Annotated in this window: 14 protein-coding genes and 1 tRNA gene; 10 read left to right on the top strand and 5 right to left on the bottom strand. The window is 28.6% G+C overall.

Features of this window, described 5'->3' with window-relative positions; genetic code table 11:
* Nucleotides 1–17: 17 nt before the first annotated feature.
* Genes OY14_01200 through OY14_01210 form a run of 3 tightly spaced genes read right to left on the bottom strand, consistent with a single transcriptional unit; the run spans nt 18 to nt 2,079 of the window.
* Nucleotides 18–512, bottom strand: coding sequence for a UDP-N-acetylenolpyruvoylglucosamine reductase (locus tag OY14_01200; GenBank protein AJA90074.1), 495 nt, complete (start codon nt 510–512; stop codon nt 18–20).
* Nucleotides 499–1,053 carry a hypothetical protein gene (locus tag OY14_01205; protein ID AJA90075.1) on the bottom strand — a complete coding sequence of 185 codons (555 nt, stop codon included), beginning with the start codon at nt 1,051–1,053 and terminating at the stop codon, nt 499–501. The genes OY14_01200 and OY14_01205 overlap by 14 nt, the downstream gene beginning before the upstream one ends.
* A complete protein-coding gene (locus OY14_01210; protein AJA90076.1) occupies nt 1,054–2,079 on the bottom strand; it encodes a peptidase M23 in 1,026 nt (341 codons plus the stop codon).
* A 194-nt stretch (nt 2,080–2,273) separates the two neighbouring features.
* On the opposite strand from OY14_01210, the gene OY14_01215 reads away from it, so the two are divergent.
* The 7 genes from OY14_01215 to OY14_01245 all read left to right on the top strand — a co-directional run bounded on the left by OY14_01215 (nt 2,274) and on the right by OY14_01245 (nt 11,136).
* Nucleotides 2,274–2,879, top strand: coding sequence for a deoxyribonucleotide triphosphate pyrophosphatase (locus tag OY14_01215; protein AJA90077.1), 606 nt, complete (start codon nt 2,274–2,276; stop codon nt 2,877–2,879).
* Nucleotides 2,880–2,992: 113 nt separating this feature from the next.
* Nucleotides 2,993–4,765, top strand: a complete 1,773-nt coding sequence (locus tag OY14_01220) for an oligoendopeptidase F (protein AJA90078.1) — start codon at nt 2,993–2,995, stop codon at nt 4,763–4,765.
* Nucleotides 4,766–4,779: 14 nt separating this feature from the next.
* Entirely contained in the window at nt 4,780–5,484 is a 705-nt protein-coding gene (locus tag OY14_01225; GenBank protein AJA90079.1) for a phosphatidyltransferase, read from the top strand.
* Nucleotides 5,485–5,491: 7 nt separating this feature from the next.
* Nucleotides 5,492–6,097, top strand: a complete 606-nt coding sequence (locus tag OY14_01230) for a membrane protein (protein AJA90080.1) — start codon at nt 5,492–5,494, stop codon at nt 6,095–6,097.
* Between the two features lie 20 nt (nt 6,098–6,117).
* Nucleotides 6,118–6,204, top strand: a tRNA-Leu gene (locus OY14_01235).
* A 91-nt stretch (nt 6,205–6,295) separates the two neighbouring features.
* A complete protein-coding gene (locus OY14_01240; protein ID AJA90081.1) occupies nt 6,296–8,818 on the top strand; it encodes a leucyl-tRNA synthase in 2,523 nt (840 codons plus the stop codon).
* A 14-nt stretch (nt 8,819–8,832) separates the two neighbouring features.
* Nucleotides 8,833–11,136, top strand: a complete 2,304-nt coding sequence (locus OY14_01245; GenBank protein ID AJA90082.1) for a membrane protein — start codon at nt 8,833–8,835, stop codon at nt 11,134–11,136.
* Here the strand turns inward: OY14_01245 and OY14_01250 are convergent.
* Complete coding sequence (locus tag OY14_01250) at nt 11,125–13,545, bottom strand: Lon protease (protein ID AJA90083.1); 2,421 nt, start codon at nt 13,543–13,545, stop codon at nt 11,125–11,127. The two genes, OY14_01245 and OY14_01250, sit on opposite strands and share 12 nt — an antisense overlap.
* A 276-nt stretch (nt 13,546–13,821) precedes the next feature.
* Here OY14_01250 and OY14_01255 point away from each other — a divergent pair, with 276 nt between their 5' ends.
* The 3 genes from OY14_01255 to OY14_01265 are packed head-to-tail and all read left to right on the top strand — an operon-like array spanning nt 13,822 to nt 17,110.
* Nucleotides 13,822–15,948, top strand: coding sequence for a single-stranded DNA exonuclease (locus OY14_01255; protein AJA90084.1), 2,127 nt, complete (start codon nt 13,822–13,824; stop codon nt 15,946–15,948).
* Nucleotides 15,941–16,885, top strand: coding sequence for a peptidase M23 (locus OY14_01260; GenBank protein AJA90085.1), 945 nt, complete (start codon nt 15,941–15,943; stop codon nt 16,883–16,885). Before OY14_01255 ends, OY14_01260 begins: the two co-directional genes overlap by 8 nt.
* Before the next feature lie 15 nt (nt 16,886–16,900).
* Nucleotides 16,901–17,110 (top strand): 30S ribosomal protein S21, encoded by a 210-nt coding sequence (locus tag OY14_01265; GenBank protein AJA90086.1) that lies wholly within the window; start codon nt 16,901–16,903, stop codon nt 17,108–17,110.
* Between the two features lie 36 nt (nt 17,111–17,146).
* Here OY14_01265 and OY14_01270 read toward each other — a convergent pair whose 3' ends face one another.
* A complete protein-coding gene (locus tag OY14_01270; protein AJA90087.1) occupies nt 17,147–19,513 on the bottom strand; it encodes a cell division protein FtsK in 2,367 nt (788 codons plus the stop codon).
* Nucleotides 19,514–19,516: the final 3 nt, after the last annotated feature.

The following is a 19,516-nucleotide window of genomic DNA, read 5'->3' on the forward strand; positions in this document are numbered from 1 at the left end:
AAACTCAACCCCCCAATTCACATTAGCAAATTTACAAGCAACCCCTGAATCTCTTCAATACTATCTAAAAGTTTAATCTGAGTCATTTGACTTTGTAAAACAGAATAAGCAAGCTTGTCCAACTTGTCGTTAATAATCTTAATAATTCTATACTTGGGACGCTTAGGATCTCCCAAAGCGCCCCCTTTTTGTTCTTTCAAGCAAACAGAAGATGATATAATAATGGTTAAAAACTCCGAAATAACTTTTTTGTAAAAAATCACATTTTGCCTTGAAGGCTCGCTCAAAAGTCTTTCACCAATCTCGTTAATTCCATCTAACATATTTTTAATCAAATCAAGATTAAATTCACCGTTTTCAAGCAAAATAAAATGCTTGTCCTCTTTAACACTTTCAGCCTGAAACACCGAAGAAAAAACACTATTCTTCTCTAAAAATACTTTTTTGCCGCCTTTTTTATAATCTTTTGAATTAAGGTTTAAGGCTCCAGCAATCAAATTATTTACTTTCATCTATTTTATTCATAGCACTTGGAAAATATTTATTATCTTTACTCTCTAAAGACTGAAAAGACTTTTTTTCTTCTTGAAACTCTTTATTTATTTCAATTAAAAGATCTTCATTAACCTTATAAGAACCGGTATAAAAAAATGTATTTCTTTCAGGAGCTCTAAGATACTCAGCACCAATATCCATATATCCATCAATAATTGCACCCTCTTCAACTTCAATTGACTTACAAGAAATATTGCCAATAACGCATCCTGATGCAAATATCTTAATCTTGCTTTTAGCATAAATATTGCCCACAACTATTCCAGAAATAACAAGTTCATTGGCGTCAATACTGGATTTAATCCTACCACTCTCTCCAATAATTACTCTTTTAGTAGAACTAATAGTGCCCATAAAATCACCATCAAGCCGAATAAAATTGTTTGAAACCAAATCTCCTTTAAAAAAATCACCAACACCCACTATTGTTTTTATTTCATCAAAAATAAACAAAGAAGATGCTTTTTTTTCTTTTTTTACAGTTAAAAAATTTAACATCTATTTTGAGGCTCCTGTTGCTAAATTTAAGTACATATCAGGATTAATAACTTGAGAACCTACACGAACCTCATAATGAACATGCGGACCTGTCGCATAGCCTGTCTGCCCCATAAACCCAATTACCTGCCCCTTTTTAACATAAGAACCTTTAGAAGTATTAAGGCGCGACATATGCGCATAAAGAGTTGCAAGTCCATACTTATGCTTAATTTGAACAAAATTACCATAGCCTGCTGATTGATAACTTGCTCTAACAACCTCCCCATCAGCAGTTGCAACAATAGGGGTTCCAATTCTAACTCCCCCAAGATCTATGCCTTTATGAATATACCACTGTCTAGTAAAAGGCTCAATAGCAGGTCCAAAATGCAAAGTAATAATTCCAGATCCACCTGCAAGAGGCCAAAGAGATGGAATATCATTTAAAAGTTTATCTTGAGCGTGTAAAACCTTAACTATGCTTTTAAGAGGAGGAATTGAATTTTCTATCTTGCTTTTAATATTTTTAAGATCACTTAGCTCTTTTATTGAATTCGCTTCTAAAATTTGCAAATCAATAAAATCAGAAAGATCTCCATCTAGTTTATTTTTATTTAAATCAACACTATTAGAACTAATCTTTAAAGAGGTTTTAAGCTCATCTAAAATTTTGGAAAAATTTTTTGCAACAGAATTAATCTCCACGACTGTATTTCTAAAATCTTCAATCTCAGATTCTGCTAAAGAATAATTTTTCTCTGTAGATCTCACAATTGACGAGAGAGTAACATAGTTAACAGCAAGCAAAACAAATCCTATAAAAATACCTAAAAAAAAAGCAGAAAAGAAAAATAAAGTCAAAAAAGAAATTTTGATATTTTTTATATTTCCCTTGACATGAGGAATAACCATGAAGCTAATATTTTGCTTAAAAAAAGAATGTATAACTTTAAGGGTTATAAACAAAGAATTATAGATAACCAAAAAAAACTTTAAAATTCCTTTAAAACCTAAAATAATCTTAAATTTAATTCTTTTTTTCATAACAAACCTTACCAATAATTACCACGCTCAAACAAAAAAATTAAAAATTTATTTTAATAGCTTCGACAAAAATCCAAATTTTTCGATAAAACCCTGGTACAAAAATATTCAACAAATACGCCTAATTAAATAGAATAATATTTAAAAACAATATAATTATGCAACAAGCTCATAAATACTTTATTATTATATAAATGAAAACACTATTTTTTGCAACAGCAAATGAAAATAAAATAAATGAAGTAAAAAATATATTAAATATACCCAATTTAAGCTTAATAGTGCCTCAAAACTTTAACATAAAAGAAACAGGAAAAACATTCAAAGAAAACTCTTTACTCAAAGCAAAAACACTATTTGAAATTTTAAATAAAAATCAAAATGTTTTTGGGGAAGATTCTGGACTATGTATTGAGGCACTAAACTTGGAGCCTGGAATTTATTCTAAAAGATATGATAATTATAAACTTGGTAAAAAATTAAACACTAATGAAAAAAACCAATTTATTTTAGATTTAATGAAAAATGAAAAAAATAGACACGCATATTTTATATGCAATATAAGCTACATATCAAACAATGGGCAAATATCAAATTTTGAAGGAATTATTGAGGGAAAAATTGCCTTAAGTTTAAATGACAATAAAACTTATGGATTTGGTTATGATACAATATTTTTAACTAAAAATAACAAAAAACTTAGCGATCTAAAGCTTGAAGAAAAAAACAAAATATCTCATCGGGGAATAGCATTTTTAAAATTTAAAAAATTTTTATTAGAATCTTTATTTAACAGTTAAACTTATTTTATATATAAAGTTCAGACTTTATTGTAAAATAAAAAGCACAATGTTTATAAAATTTCAATGTATTATTTCTTTCAAAACAATGAAAAAAGGAAGAGGAGAATTTAGTGATAAATAGAAATGAAATCAATGAAAATGATAAATGGGATTTATCTTTTCTATTTGTAAATGAAGAAGAATATATAAAAGCAATCAATGCTATTGAAATGAAAACCAAAGAATTTAAAAAATATGAAAAATTGGAATTAAATTTTAATTTGTTTAAAGAAGCTTTAAATAAATACTATGAAATTATGGAAGATTTAGAGAGAATCTCTTACTATTCAATGCTCCAATTAGAAACAGATGTAACTAATAAGGATGCAAATAAAATATATTCTATATGCGTCAATTTAGTTACAAAAGTATCTAATGCTACTTCATTTCTCATGCCCAAAATACTTAAAACAGATGAAAAAAAAATACAAGATTGGATAAATAAACCTGAGCTTAAAGATAAAAAAATCGCAATTGAAAAAATACTAAGAGAAAAAAACCATATTTTAAGCGAAAAAGAAGAAGAAATACTTGCCAACTATACCCCTCTTTACTCATCTTATCAAAACATATTCTCAACACTCACAAACGCTGATATGGAATTTGGAGAAATTAATGGAAACCCTTTAACCAATTCTACCTACACACTATTTCTACAAAACGAAGACCAAAAAATACGAAAAGAAGCTTTTTTAAAATTTTATCAAAAATACAAAAATAATGAAAACACACTTGCTAATCTCCTTATTTCTGACTTTAAAAAAAATCAATTCATCGCAAAGACAAGAAAGTTTCAAAATACTTTTTCAATGCAGCTTTTTTCAAATAATATTGACAAAAAAGTTTATACGAATTTAATCGAAACTGTTAATGAAAATTTATCTGCACTTAACGACTATTATACATTTAGAAAAAAAGTTTTAAACCAAGAACATCTATATCACTACGACGTATATGTGCCATTAACAAAAGGAATAACATTTAAAAATTCGTTTGAAGAAGCTTGTGAGAAAATATTAAAATCTTTAAAGATATTAGGAGATGAATATACAAAAATCTTAAAAAACGGTCTTTTAAAAGAAAGATGGGTTGATAAATACGAAAATACTGGAAAAAGATCAGGAGCTTTTAGCGCAGGATCATACAATGGAAAACCTTACATACTGATTAATTATAAAGATGAATCAATAAGAGATATGTTTACCCTTGCCCACGAAGCAGGGCATTCGATGCACTCTTACTTTAGTATAAAAAATAACCCATTCCCCCACTATAATTATTCCATCTTTGAAGCAGAAATAGCATCAATAATCAACGAACAAATATTAGCAGAATATTTACTTAAAAACGAAACCGATATTAAAAAAATAACGTATATAAAACTTAACCAAATTGACGACATGATTTCAACATTCTTCAGACAAACAATGTTTGCTGAATTTGAATATATTATTCATGAAATGGTTAGCAAAGGAGAACCTGTAGTAAAAGAAACGCTAACAGAAACTTATATGAATTTGCTAAAAAAATACTTTGGACCTAGTCTAAAATTTGATGAGTTAAGCCCCCTTGAATGCCTTAGAATTCCGCACTTTTATTCGCCTTTTTATGTATATCAGTATGCTACAGGCATTGCAGCTGCTTTGTCAATATACAAAGACATAAAAGAAAATAAAAAAGACGCGGTAGAAAATTATATAAAATTTTTAAAAACAGGTGGTTCAAAATATCCATTAGATTCCTTAAATATTACCGGAGTAGATTTAACACAAAAAACAACAATAGAAAACACTATTAACATTTTTAAATACAGACTTGAAGAGATAAAAACAATATTCCAATAAAAAGGAGATTTACTGTGAAAAATATCAATTTGATTTTAGCTTGGCTTGTACATATTTTTACAGCATCCGGCTTGATTGTAGGGCTTTACTCAATAATTTCAATTATAAATGGTGATTATTCTCTTCTTTTAAAGCTAACAGTAATAGGACTTATAATAGATGGAATCGATGGAACTATAGCAAGAAAACTTAAAGTAAAAGAATTAATACCTGAGATTGATGGCGCTCTACTTGATAACATTACAGACTATATAAACTATACATTTATCCCTGTTGTATTTTTTTATTTTGGAGAATTTATTGAAGAAAAATATAAAGTTGCCATTTGCATTGGAATCCTGCTCTCATCAGCATACCAATTCTCAAGAACAGATTCAAAAACAACTGATAACTACTTTAGAGGATTCCCTTCTCTATGGAATCTCTTTGTAATATCAAACATAATTTTTCAAATAGAGCAAACAACAAATCTTATTATAATGTCAATATGTATTGTAACAAGCTTTATTCCAATTAAATTCATTTACCCATCAAAAACTAAAGAATTAAGACAAATTACCATACCAATAACAGTAATAAGTTGCCTAATATTTGTCATATCAATATTTTTAAAATTATCCACAAAAGCATTAAAAATAGCAAAAATAATTCTCATACTGTACTTTGCATATTTAACTCTAGCAAGCATATATTTAACCTACAAAACAAGAAATAGATGACAAAACAATGTATATAAATTCAATAATAGAATCCATAGATTCAAACATAGCTTATTCTCCAATAGTATTTTTTTCTTTGCTAATTCTAGCAGGACTTAATGTTCCTATTTCCGAAGATGCAATAGTACTAATGGGCGGGATTTTATCTAGTCGAAAAAATGAATATACAATATTAATATTTTTAGGAATTTTTTGGGGAGCCTATCTTGGAGACATAATATCTTTTTACATTGGGAAATTAATGGGGAATAAACTGTTTAAAAATAAAAAAGAAAATAAATTGCTTGACAAAATAAATTACTATTATGGGCAATACGGAGTATTAACTTTATTCATAGGTAGGTTTATACCCTTTGGAGTTAGAAACGCAATATTTATATCAGCAGGAATGGGAAATATGAAATCTAATTTGTTTATTGTCTCTGACTTTTTTGCCACTTTACTCTCAATAATGGTTTATTTTACTCTAAGTTTTAAACTAGGACAATCATTTGAAATAACATTTTCAAAAATAAAAATAATTATATTTTCAATATTTATCACCATAGTAACAACAACAATAATAATTTGCGTAATTAAAAAAAATAAAAAAGTTGACAAAAATTTAAAATAAAAAATATAATGGTTAATAATGCTGTGGTGGTGGAAGTGGTAGACACGCTAGCTTGAGGGGCTAGTGGGCGCAAGCTCGTGCTGGTTCAAGTCCAGTCCACAGCATCAAAATTGCTAGTAGCTTATTAAATAAAATTAACAAAAATATGATCTAAAGAGCACTAGAGAATAAATTGCAGATTAATTTTCAAGGGGATAGATGTTTAAATACGAATTCAAAAAAATAGAAAAAAAATGGCAAGAATTTTGGGACAACAACAAAACATACAAAGTAGAAGAAGATCCAAGCATTCCCAAAGAAAAAAGATTATACATACTTGATATGTTTCCCTACCCTTCTGCCAACGGGCTCCATGTTGGCCATCCAGAAGGATATACAGCCACTGATATATTTGGAAGATATAAGCTTTTAAATGGATTTCATGTGCTTCATCCAATAGGATTTGATAGCTTTGGACTTCCTGCTGAAAATTATGCAATACAAACAGGAACTCATCCTCAAAAAAGTACAGAAGAAAATATTAATAAGTTCAAAAAACAAATAAAAGCTTTAGGATTCGCATATGATTGGGATCGAGAAATTAGAACACATGATGAGACTTACTATAAATGGACCCAGTGGATTTTCTTACAATTATATAAAAAAGGCCTAGCTTATGCAAAAGAAATGCCTGTATGGTACTGTCCTGAACTTGGAACAGTATTGGCAAATGAAGAGATTATCCAAACTCCAGACGGGCCAAAATCTGAGAGAGGATTTCACAATGTTGAAAAAAAATACTTAAGACAGTGGGTTTTAAAAATTACAGAATATGCTGAAAGATTATTAAACGACCTTGAAGAATTGGAATGGCCTGAATCTGTAAAAGAAATGCAGCGAAATTGGATTGGCAAATCAACAGGGGTTGAAATCGACTTTGAAATTGAAGGCTACAATGATAAAGTAACAGTCTTTACAACAAGGCCAGACACAATCTTTGGCGTCACGTACTTAGTAATAGCTCCAGAAAACAAAATAACAGAAAAAATAACAAAAAATAACTTTAAAAACAATGTATTAAAATATATAAAGAACGAAGAACTCAAAAGCGACCTTGAGAGAACCTCTCTTGAAAAAGATAAATCGGGGATTTTTACAGGCTCTTATGCATTTCATCCAATAACAAATGAAAAAATTCCAATTTGGGTTGGAAGCTATGTACTAGGAGCTTATGGCACTGGAGCCGTAATGGGCGTTCCAGCACATGATGAAAGAGATTTTCAATTTGCTAAAAAGTATAAATTAAAAATTCTATCCGTAATATCAAAATCAGGCAAAAACGAACCATTGGAAAAAGCATTTACTAATGATGGAATTTCAATAAACTCCCCTAATGAATTTAATAATCTTAAAAATTCTGAAGTAAAAGATAAAGTAATAAAATGGCTTACTAAAAACAAAAAGGGAAAAGAAAAAGTTAACTACAAGCTTAGAGATTGGATTTTTTCAAGGCAAAGATACTGGGGAGAACCTATACCAATATTGTTTGATAAGCTTGGAAATGCAATACCTTTAGAAAAAAATGATCTACCTTTAAAGCTTCCAGAAATTGCAAACTATAAACCTTCTGGAACGGGAGAATCTCCTTTGTCAAGAATTAAAGATTGGGTAAACATAAAAGATACAGATTTTACAAGAGAAACAAACACAATGCCGCAATGGGCAGGCTCTTGTTGGTATTATTTGAGATACCTTGATCCAAAAAATCAAAAAGAATTTGCAAGTAAAAAAAATATTGAATATTGGATGCCTGTTGACCTATACATAGGTGGAGCTGAACATACAGTATTACACCTACTTTACTCAAGGTTCTGGCACAAGGTTCTTTATGACTTAGGGTATGTAAACACTAAAGAACCTTTTAAAAAGCTAATAAATCAAGGCATAATAACCTCATTCTCTTATCAAAAAGAAAATGGGATTTTAATACCTAATGATCAAGTTATAGAAAAAGACAATAAATTTTTTGACAAAAAGGACAATCAAGAAGTAACCCAAGTAATTGCCAAAATGTCAAAATCTTTAAAGAATGTAATAGCCCCAGATGACATTATCAAAGAATTTGGAGCAGACTCAATAAGGGTTTATGAAATGTTTATGGGACCACTAACAGACTCTAAGCCTTGGAGCACTAAAGGAATTGTTGGTGTTTTTCGATTTTTAAACAAAATTTGGAACCTAAGAGAAAAAGAACTATCAAAAGACAATCCTCCAAAAGAAATAACATCTCAGCTCCATAAAGTAATAAAAAAAGTCACAGAAGACACAGAAAACCTAAATTTCAACACAGCAATCTCTGCCATGATGATATTTATAAATAAACTTCTAAAGTATGAAAAAAATTATTTAAATATATTCAAGCCCTTTATCATTATTTTATCCCCATATGCACCTCATTTAGCAGAAGAGCTGTGGGAACACATTGGAGAACCCCCCAGTTTATTCAAAAATTCAAAATGGCCAAAATTCGATGAAAACCTTATTATTAAAGACACAAAAGAAATCGTCTTGCAAATAAATGGAAAAATAAAAGACAAAATTTTACTGGACAAAGAAATAGATGAGGAAGAATTAAAAAAAATAGCAATGGAAAATAGAAAAATAAAATCACACTTACTGAATAAAAAAATAGTAAAAATAATTGCAATTAAAAACAAACTTGTCAACATAGTGATAAAGTAAAAAAGAGGCATAACATGGACTTTGAAAGTCTAAGCATTAGATATAAAGGCATTATATTCACAATATTTATATTAATTACTATTTTTTTAGGATTTTTTTTAAAAAATCTTAAATTCGATGCAAACATCTTAAAACTTATCCCCAAAACCAAAGAAACTGAAAGCCTAATAGACATTGACAAAAGTAATTCACTTTTGTCTACAATAGTAATATTTCAAGATAAAAAAAATATTTTCAACAAACAAAATTTTAAAAAAATAAACAGTGTAATCAATGAAATAACCAAAATTTTAAAAGTATCTCCAAATGCCGTTACAAGTATATTTTCTTATTTTCCACAATTTAAAAAAGAAACCTACACAGATAAAGACATAGAAGAAATAAAAAATAAAATAAATTCAACCCCATTCGTAAAAAATACATTCTTGGGTAATTCAGAAAATTTAATATACTTCATAATAATACCATCAGAAAGCGATAAAATCAATTTCAGTAGAAACTTAAAAGCTGAACTTGATGAGATGGAAAACACAATTAAAAAATATGAAACAGACGACCTAAAGTTATATCTTACAGGAGATTTAATAGTAAGAGAAAAAATCTTAAACTACATGGTTGAAGACTTCAAAATTTTAGGACCTCTTGCTACTTTTGTAGTAATAATCTCACTTTATTTGATTATAAAAAATCTAATTGGAGCGTTAATTCCTATTTTTATTGCATTATTATCATTGATTTGGACTTTTGGAATTAAAGGACTTGTACAATCTCCCATTACAGTGCCAGAAACTTCAATGATTGTTTTACTTATTTCAATCGGATGCGCTAATGCTGTACACATAATAAACGGAATATTCAAATTAATAAAAAAAGATCAACTTTCAAAAGAATCAATCAAAAAAACAATTAAAAAACTTAAAACACCTATCCTGCTAACATCTCTTACAACTGCATTTGGATTCTTATCTCTTACAACCTCTTCAATTAATGCTTACAAAACAATGGGTATTTTCATGTCAATTGGAGTAATAATTTCAATGACTATATCATTAACCGTCCTACCTGGAATAATAACATTAATCCCATTTACAAAAAAAAGATCACTTGAAAAACAAAAAGAAAATAAAATACACAAAATATTTTTCCTTGAAAAACTTGCCAAAATGAATTCACAAATAACAAAGTCTATATTAAAAAGAAAATACATATCTTCCATAGTAGTCGTCATAATACTGGGGATTTCTATAGTAGGTCTTTTGAAAATAGAAATCAATTTTGATGAAAAAGATTACTTCAAAGAAAGCACAAGCGTAAAAAAAACATTAAACTTAATGCAAAAAGAAATGGGGGGAATATCAGTTTTTAAAATAGAACTTGAAGGCACCCCCGGCGAATTTAAAAATGCAAAAGCAATGCAAACCTTAGATTTGATCACAGACAAGCTTGATGCATTTTCTGCAAAAACTCAATCCAGCTCTATTAATGGAATTTTAAAATTTACAAATTTTAAAATTAAAAAAGAATCCCCACTAGAATATAAACTGCCTGAAAACAAAGCTATACTAAACAAACTAATAAACTTAGTAGATAGAAGTGCTTGGACACAAGACAATAAAAAACTGTATATTAATGATGACTGGTCATTAATATCTATTATAGTAAGAATTGAAGACAACTCAACTGAAGGAATAAAAAAATTTGAAAAATATGCTATTCAAACAATTAATGAACATATGAGAAATAATAAATATCATTTCTCAGGGGTATATGATAAAGTATTAATTGCTAAAACAATGGTTAAAGAGCAGGTTATGAACATTATAACAACCCTTGGATCAATAACATTATTGCTTATGCTTTTCTTTAGATCTATAAAAACCGGAATAATTATTGCAATCCCAGTAGCATGGTCAGTGTTTTTAAACTTTGCTGTAATGAGGATGTTTGGAATAACCTTAAATCCTGCAACAGCAACAATTGCATCTGTAAGCATGGGAGTCGGAGTAGATTATTCAATCCATTTTTTCAATACATTTATTTTAAAATACCAAAAAAGTCAAATCTACAAAACTGCACTTCTTGAATCAATACCAAGCGTATTTAATGGGATATTTGCAAATTCTATTTCTGTTGGAATAGGGTTTCTAACCCTGACATTTTCGACTTATAAAATAATATCAACTCTTGGTGCAATAATTGCTTTTACAATGCTAACAACATCTCTTGCATCTTTAACTCTTCTTCCATTATTAATTCATTTATTTAAACCTAGAGTCAAACTAGCCCAAAAAAACAATTTTAAAAAATTAAAACAATAATTTAATGACCTCGCGCATATTCTCTACAAGATAAAAATTAATGCCACTCTTAATATTAATAGGAATCTCTTCTAGATCTACTTTATTTGCCTGAGGAACAATAATGTGCTCTACCCCACTACGTTTTGCTGCAATTATTTTCTCTCTAAGTCCCCCTATCATCATTACGTTTCCAGTAAGAGAAAGCTCTCCTGTCATAGCCAAATGGGGTCTAACAACTTTATCAAGAGCAAGAGAAATAAAAGCACTAGCTATTGTAATTCCTGCCGAAGGACCATCTTTTGGAGTAGCTCCTTCTGGAATATGTAAATGAATAATATATTTTTCAAAAAAAGACTTATTAATGCTTAAATCTCCCTTAATACTATTAACATAAGTATAGGCAATATTAGCAGACTCCTTCATAACATCCCCAAGTCTACCTGTTAACTTAATTCCACCTACCTTGGACTCTGTTTTTACAGTTTCAATCATCAAAGTTGAACCCCCATAGCTTGTCCAAGCAAGACCCATTACCATACCTGAATACATAATATTAGGCATGCTTTCTTTTCTAAAAACGGGTACACCAACATATTCTTCTAGATTATCATTTGAAATTTGATAAGATTTAACCTCAGCATTCTCAATAAGCTTTCTTGCAACCTTTCGTACAATTTTGTTTAAATATTTTTCAAAATTTCTCACTCCATTATCTCTTGCATACTCTTGGGCAATTTGAACAAGCGCTGAGCTTTGAAACTTTAAAGAATCCTTATCAATTCCATTTTCGCTTAAAACCTTAGGAATTAAATACTTTCTTGCAATCTCTATTTTTTCGTTATCGACATATCCGGAAACCTCAATAATCTCCATTCTATTTAACAAAGGTCTTGGTATTGTTTCAATAGAATTAGCAGTCAAAATAAAAAATACATTTGAAATATCAAAAGGAAGATCAAGATAATGATCTCTAAATTTGACATTCTGTTCAGGATCTAAAACTTCAAGAAGAACTGAAAAAGGGTCTCCATAATTTGAAGCGGAGATTTTATCAACCTCATCAATTAAAAAAACAGGAGAATTTGTCTTAGTAATTCTTAAACCTTGAATAATTTTTCCAGGCAAAGCACCAACATAAGTTCTTCTGTGTCCCTTGATTTCTGATTCATCACGCATCCCCCCAACAGAAAATCTAAAAAATTTGGTGCGCAAAACCTTTGCAATAGCTGCTCCAATAGAAGTTTTTCCTACCCCAGGAGGTCCTACCAAAAGAATAATAGCTCCCTTTTGAGTTTTTCTTAATTTAAGAACAGAAATATATTCAATAATTCTATCCTTAACTTCCGTCATTCCATAATGAGTTTTATCTAAAATTTTTTTAGATTTTTGCAAATCTAACTTATCAAAATTAATTTTCAAATCTTGCCAAGGAAGCTCAGTAATAAGCTCAAGATAGTTTCTAATAACAATATATTCAGCCGAACTTGTCTCAAGAAGTGAAAATTTTTCCAGCTCTTTCTCAACTACCTCTAAAGACTCTCCTTTTAACTCCAAAGCCTTTAGCTTTGCCTTTAGCTTTGCTAAATCGCTGTTTTTTTTATCGCCTATACCAAGTTCAGCTTTAATAGCTTTAAGTTGTTCCTTTAAAAAAAACTCTTTTTGCTGTTTTTCTAATCTCTCTTGAATTCCCCTAGCAATTTTATTTTGAATTTCAATTAAATTGAGTTCTTCATAAATTAACTCTAAAACTTTTTTAAGCCTATCTTTTACACTCAAAGTTTCAAGAACTATTTGATGATCATTTTTTGAAGATGAAATGGTGCTAGCCACAATGTCACATAACTTGCCCTTATCCTCAATATTAACCATATTCAATTGAACTTCGGGCATTTTTCTATGTGAAAATATCTCTTTAGTTCTAAGCAAAATACTACTGTAAACTGCCTTTGATTGAATATCATCTTTTCTAACTGGAATTTGCTTTAAATAGTCAATTTCTATTATTGGGAACTTGTCATTAAGAACAACTTTAACAAATTTAATTCTATCAAAAGTTGACACAAATATATTATAACCACCATCTGGAAGATTAATCTTTTTTATTACTTTTCCAGTAACTCCAACAGAATAAATATCTTTACTATAATCAACAATTAATTTATGTTGATTATTGTTATTATTTTTTTCTAAAAATTTATCATTTAAAACAAATAAAGCAATAATTCCATTGCCTTTCATAGCATATTCGATTGCTTTCATATCAGAATCAGAGATTACAACAATTGGAATAAACATACCTGGAAAAACTGGATGAGAAGGAACTGCTATTAAAGGGGCTCTTGCGGGTTTATTGGAATGAGGCAAAATCCCAGCTACAGGTTTTTCTTTCTTTTTGTCTGCTAACCTAGCTTTTTTTAATTCATCCATAAAATTTGAAATCTCCTTAAGTCTTAATTATAACAAAACAAATATTTTATGAAAATTCATTTAATAATATTTTTTTTTATTATAAAATAATATAGTGAGAATTTTCATAGTTAAAATAATGGCAAAGAACTTGAATTGTGGTAACAGCTATAATCTACTAAAGCTATACCATTCAATAATAAATACAATGACTACTGCTTAAAAATAATTAATCTATGGTGAAGTTAGTAAAAAATGTTTGAAAACTCAATAAAAAATTGAATTCTAGAGAAATAAATGAAAATTTGGAAACAAAAAGAAACTAATATGCAAAACCAAGAACTAACTCGCATTGCTAAGAAATATAATATCAATCTTTTTGAAGCAACTTTGCTTATAAAACGAGAAGTCAAAGAAGAAGATTTCATGTTTTTCCTTGAAGATAGCATAAATTTGCTGCACAACCCATTTTTATTGAAAAATATAGATAAGTTTATAAGCAGAATCAATAAAGCAATTAAAGAAAATGAAAACATACTAATCTTTGGAGATAAAGATGCTGATGGAATCACAGCAACAATAATAATGTATGAAACTCTTAAAGATTTTGGACTCAATGTGAGCTATAAAATACCTTCGAACGGAGAATTTTATGGACTTTCAAACGAATTAATCAACATAGCTTTAGAAAAAAAAATCTCTCTAATAATAACCGTTGATAATGGTATCTCTAACATTGAAGAAATAAACTATGCAAATTCACAAGGAATAGAAATAATAATCACAGATCATCATCTTCCAAGCGAAGACTTTAAAACTAAAAGCATAGTTATAAATCCACATCTAAAAGATGACAAATATCCATTCAAAGAAATAGCAGGATGTTGTGTGAGTTTTAAAACTTGCCTTGCTCTTTGTATATCCTTTACAGATCTTTATTCTAAAAACCTTGTATTTCTATTTCTAGAAAAAGCAAAAAATGAAATTATTCTTCATGCAATAGAAATAAAAAATTATATTTTAAAACGGTATATAAGATTAAATAATAAGGATGATCCTTTAATTAACTTAAACAAACTAGAAAAATTTTCACAAAACAAATACATAATAATCTTTAACAAAGAAGAGCAAGATCAATTATTAAATAAATGTTTTGGGAAAAGTATAAATATAGATACAGTTGATATTAGTGAAAATTTTATAAAAAAATATCCAAATTTTAAAAGAAAAACATTAAAGGATCTAATTCAAGCAACCAAGTATTTTAAATATAAAGAAATTAAGATTAAAGAAAAACTTTACTACATATTTTATAACATAATTTTTGAAACTAACAAAAATTTACTACAAAAATGCTTAAAAAGACTTAGTCTTGTTGCAATCGGAACAATAGCGGACAATATGCCTATTATTAATGAAAACAGAATAATCCTAAAAGCGGGTCTCAAAGAAATTGCACTAAGAGAAAGAATGCCTATTAACTATCTACTAAAGGATGCAAACATATTAACAAAACCAAATATAACTTCAATAGATATCGCATATAAAATTGCACCAATACTAAACTCAACAGGAAGACTTGAAAAAGCAGATATTGCAATAAATTTTTTACTTACTAACGATACTAATCAAATAGAAAATAAATTTAAAGAAATAAAAGAAATCAACCAACTAAGAAAATACAAAGAAGAAAAAGCTTGGAATTCGCACAATAAAAATATTGTTTTTAAAAATGATAAATTCATAGTCTGCTATGATAAAAATACTCCAAAAGGAATAAGCTCTAGAATTGCAACTAGACTTTCTACTTACTATCAAAAAGTTGCTATTTTTTTAACAAAACAAGGCAATATTATTAAAGGATCAATTAGATCAAACAATAAAATTAATTCAAAAACACTAATATCGATAGTACCTTCTCATTTAGTAATAAATTCAGGAGGGCACAAAGCTGCTGCTGGATTCACACTGCATGAAAATTTGCTTGAAGAGTTTATTAAGGAATTAGAATATGCAACTACAAAAGTTGAATATGAAACTCTTGATAAAAATGAGTCAATACTAATAGATGCTACTATTCCAAAGGATTTAACAAAAGATTCTCTTTTTAAAACAATAGAAATATTTGAACCTTATGGTTATGAATTTAGAGAGCCAATATTAATGATGGAAAATGTTTACCTTCAAGAACTCAAAATAATTGACAAAAATCATAGCTCAAAACACATAAATATGCGTCTTAAATCACAAAACGATTACTATAAAGCTATTTTTTTTAACGGAACAAAAAAAATAGAAGAATTGAAAATCAAAGAAGATCAATATTTGGATATCATTTTTACAGTTAATGAAGATTTTTACTGCCCAAGAGAAAAGATTTTGAAAATAATAGACATAAAAAAGAGTACTCAAGTCAATGTGTAGAATACAAAAAGCTTTGCTTATATTTTGTATTCTAGGAATAGCAAACATAAATTCAGAAATAACAAATACCATTCCTAAAGTTCAATACAAAAAAGAGGCATTTCAAGGAGATTACATATACTTTTCAAGTAATGAAAACTTTAAAAAGTTATCACTTTTGAGTACAAATAAAACCCCAATCATAACTTCCTCTCCATTTAAATTTACAGTAGGAAATAAAATTTACTATATAGCATTTATAGGAATTACTCCAATGATCAAAGAGGGCAAAAGAAAAATTCAAATAGAATTTAAAAATAAAAGCTATGTCAAAGAAATAGAAATAAAAAAATTTAACTTCAAAAAAACACAAATTAGTTTTAATAAGGAAAAGGCCAAGCTCATAACACAAAAAAGATCAACAAAACAAAAAGAACAATCCTTGGTCTTGTGGAATATTATTGGCAATATTGGAGACACAACAATATACCACTATGATGCTTTAGTTAAACCGATAAAAGACCAACACATTATAACAAGCTACTACGGAGAATTAAGACTTTACATGCAGGGTAACAAAAAAATTTCAAATTATACAATGCACAATGGAATTGATTATGCCCCATTTAAAAGAGAAAATACTCCAATTTTTGCTGCCGGTAAAGGAAAAGTTGTATTCGCACAAAATAGAGAGCTAACAGGCAATACCCTTATAATACAACATTTACCAGGTATATTTACAATTTACCTTCACCTATCAAAATTAGGGGTAAGTGAAAATAAAGTAGTTAGTGCGGGCGAATATATTGGACACACTGGAAATACGGGACTCTCAACAGGACCTCATTTGCACTTCGAAGTAAGAATTAATGGCATAGCTATAAACCCAGATTTCCTTTTAAATGGCATGCTTATTGACAAAAATAAAATAATAAATAATATTAAAAGAATAGAGTAAAAGGAGGTGAATTTTTTGGTAACAGTCAATGTGGACAAAAATGAAAATCTTGAAAAAGCATTGAAACGTTTTAAAAGAATGATTGAAAAAGAAGCAATTATTCGTGAATGGAAAAGAAGAGAGTATTATGAAAAACCATCCACAATCCGTGTAAAAAAAGAAAAAGCTTTTAAAAGAAAACAAGCAAAAAAAGTAAGAAAATTAAAACAAAAAACCAATAGGTAACCTAACAAGAGATGTTCAAGTGGATATCTCTTTACTTTAAATTAACACCTCTCTTGGTTTTGATCCATTAACAGGGCCTATGTACCCCATATCTTCCATAAGCTCAATAATTCGAGCCGCTCTATTGTAACCTATTTTTAACCGTCTTTGCAGATAAGATGCTGACGCTTTTTTTGTAGTTTTAACAATTTCAAGAGCTTCATCAAACATTGGCTCATCAGAAGGCCCAAGAGCAACTAAATCTGATTCTTTTGCACTATCAATAAATATTTCATCATCAATATAATTTGGAGGACCAAATTTTTTAACTTCTTCAACAAGCCTGTAAACTTCTTTTTCCTTTAAAAATCCACCCTGAATTCTTTGAGGAAAAGGATTTGAAGAACTAATATAAAGCATATCACCTTTTCCCAAAAGCTTTTCAGCACCAGAAGATCCAAGAATTATTCTAGAATCCATAGAGCTGGCTACCATAAAAGAAATTCTTGAGGGAAAATTAGCTTTTATTACTCCCGTGATAACGTCAACTGAAGGTCTTTGAGTTGCAAGAACCAAATGAATCCCCACAGCTCTAGCCATTGCAGCAAGTCTAGAGATTAAATTTTCAAGCTCTTTTCTTGCAGAAAGAATTAGGTCTGCAAATTCATCAATAATTATTACAAGATATGGCAAGACCATTAAATTTAAATTTTCGTCTTTTATTTTTTTATTATAAGAAGCAATATCTCTTACTAATAAATTATCAAGCAGTACGTACCTTCTCTCCATTTCATCAAGACACCATCTAAGAGCTTCTAAAGCCTTCTTAACATCTGTAATAACTGGAGTTAACAAATGGGGAATATCATTAAAAAGCTTAAGTTCAACTATTTTAGGATCTATCATAATTAATTTCACTTCATCTGGAGATTTTGAAAAAATAATCGAAGCAATTAAAGAATTCACACAAACCGATTTACCTGCCCCAGTTGCACCAGCTATTAATAAATGAGGAGAATTAACAAGATCAAAAACAATATTCTCACCACTAATTTCCTTTCCAAGAGCAAAAGGAATTCTAAAATTACCCCTGAATTCTTTACTGTCTATAATCTCTGAAATTAAAATAAATTCACGCCTCTTGTTAGGAATTTCAATTCCCACAGCTTCTCTGCCAGGAATCGGAGCAATAATCCTAACCCTAATAGCTGCAAGCCTTAAAGCTATATTATCAGAAATAGAAGTAATTTTGGAAAGCTTAATTCCCTTATCCGGACGAACAGCATACATTGTCACAACGGGTCCTTTAATAATATCAATTAATTTAGCATTAATATTAAACTCTTTTAATGTCTCCTGAAGAATCACTGATTGCTTTTTAATTTCTCTCTCATATTCAATATCTTCTATATCGTTTTTAACTTCTTTCTGGTCAAAAACTGAAATATCAATAACGTAAGAATCAGTCTTTCTATCCAAAACCGAATTTTCGTCATAAATATGAGAAGTAACAACTTGACTAATTATACCTTTAGTTCTTATCTCACCAGCCTTAACCTTTCCACTAATAATCAACTTATTATTTTCAAGATTGTCCAAGTATTTATACTCACAACACCCATCAATCCCATCTATTAAATCCTCATCTGCATTTAAAATGCCATTATTTGAAGCTTCCTTATTTAAGGAACTTGACTGCGCATAGTCTGAATCTTCAAAAACAGTTTTGGCTAAATTAACATTGGGGGGTTTTTTATTCTTTCTTAAGAAAGCACTAAATGACCATAAAGCTTGATATTCTTCATCATTGATAATATTGTTTTTCTCATCAAAACCTTGAGAACCTTTTAGGTCTTCTACAGAATCTCCATAAACTTTAATATCTTTTTTCACACCCAATGAATTTGAAAAGGGAAAATAACTTAATATATTTTCAAACAAAATCTTAATCTTAAACTCTAAAAATTTAAAAGCATCTAAGATAAAATTAATATCTTTAAAAAAGACGTAATTTAAATAAATCCAAATAACAAATTCTAAAATCAAAAGAGTAAAAATAAAAAAATTCCCCAATATTATTCCAAAATTAATAAGGAATGTTTTAATAAGATAAGATTCCTCAACATTAGAATTGATTTTAATTAAAAATATTAAAGTAAAAAATAATATTACGGTATAATTCCAATTAAATATAAATCGTTTAGTAAAAATATGCTTTTTATAAGCATACCAATTAACAAGTGGATAAACTATTAAATAAAATGATAAGAATGAAAAAACATTAAGAAGTATTTGACCTATCAAATTGAAAACGAAAAATATAAATATATTATTCAAAGGAGTCAATGCTACAAAAAGAGAAAAAGAAATAACCGAAAGCATAAAAAAAAACAGAAACTGAAAATACTGATAAAAATCCTTCATATT

Origin of the sequence: Borreliella chilensis, from assembly GCA_000808095.1 — a bacterium.
GTDB classification, from domain to species: Bacteria; Spirochaetota; Spirochaetia; order Borreliales; family Borreliaceae; genus Borreliella; species Borreliella chilensis.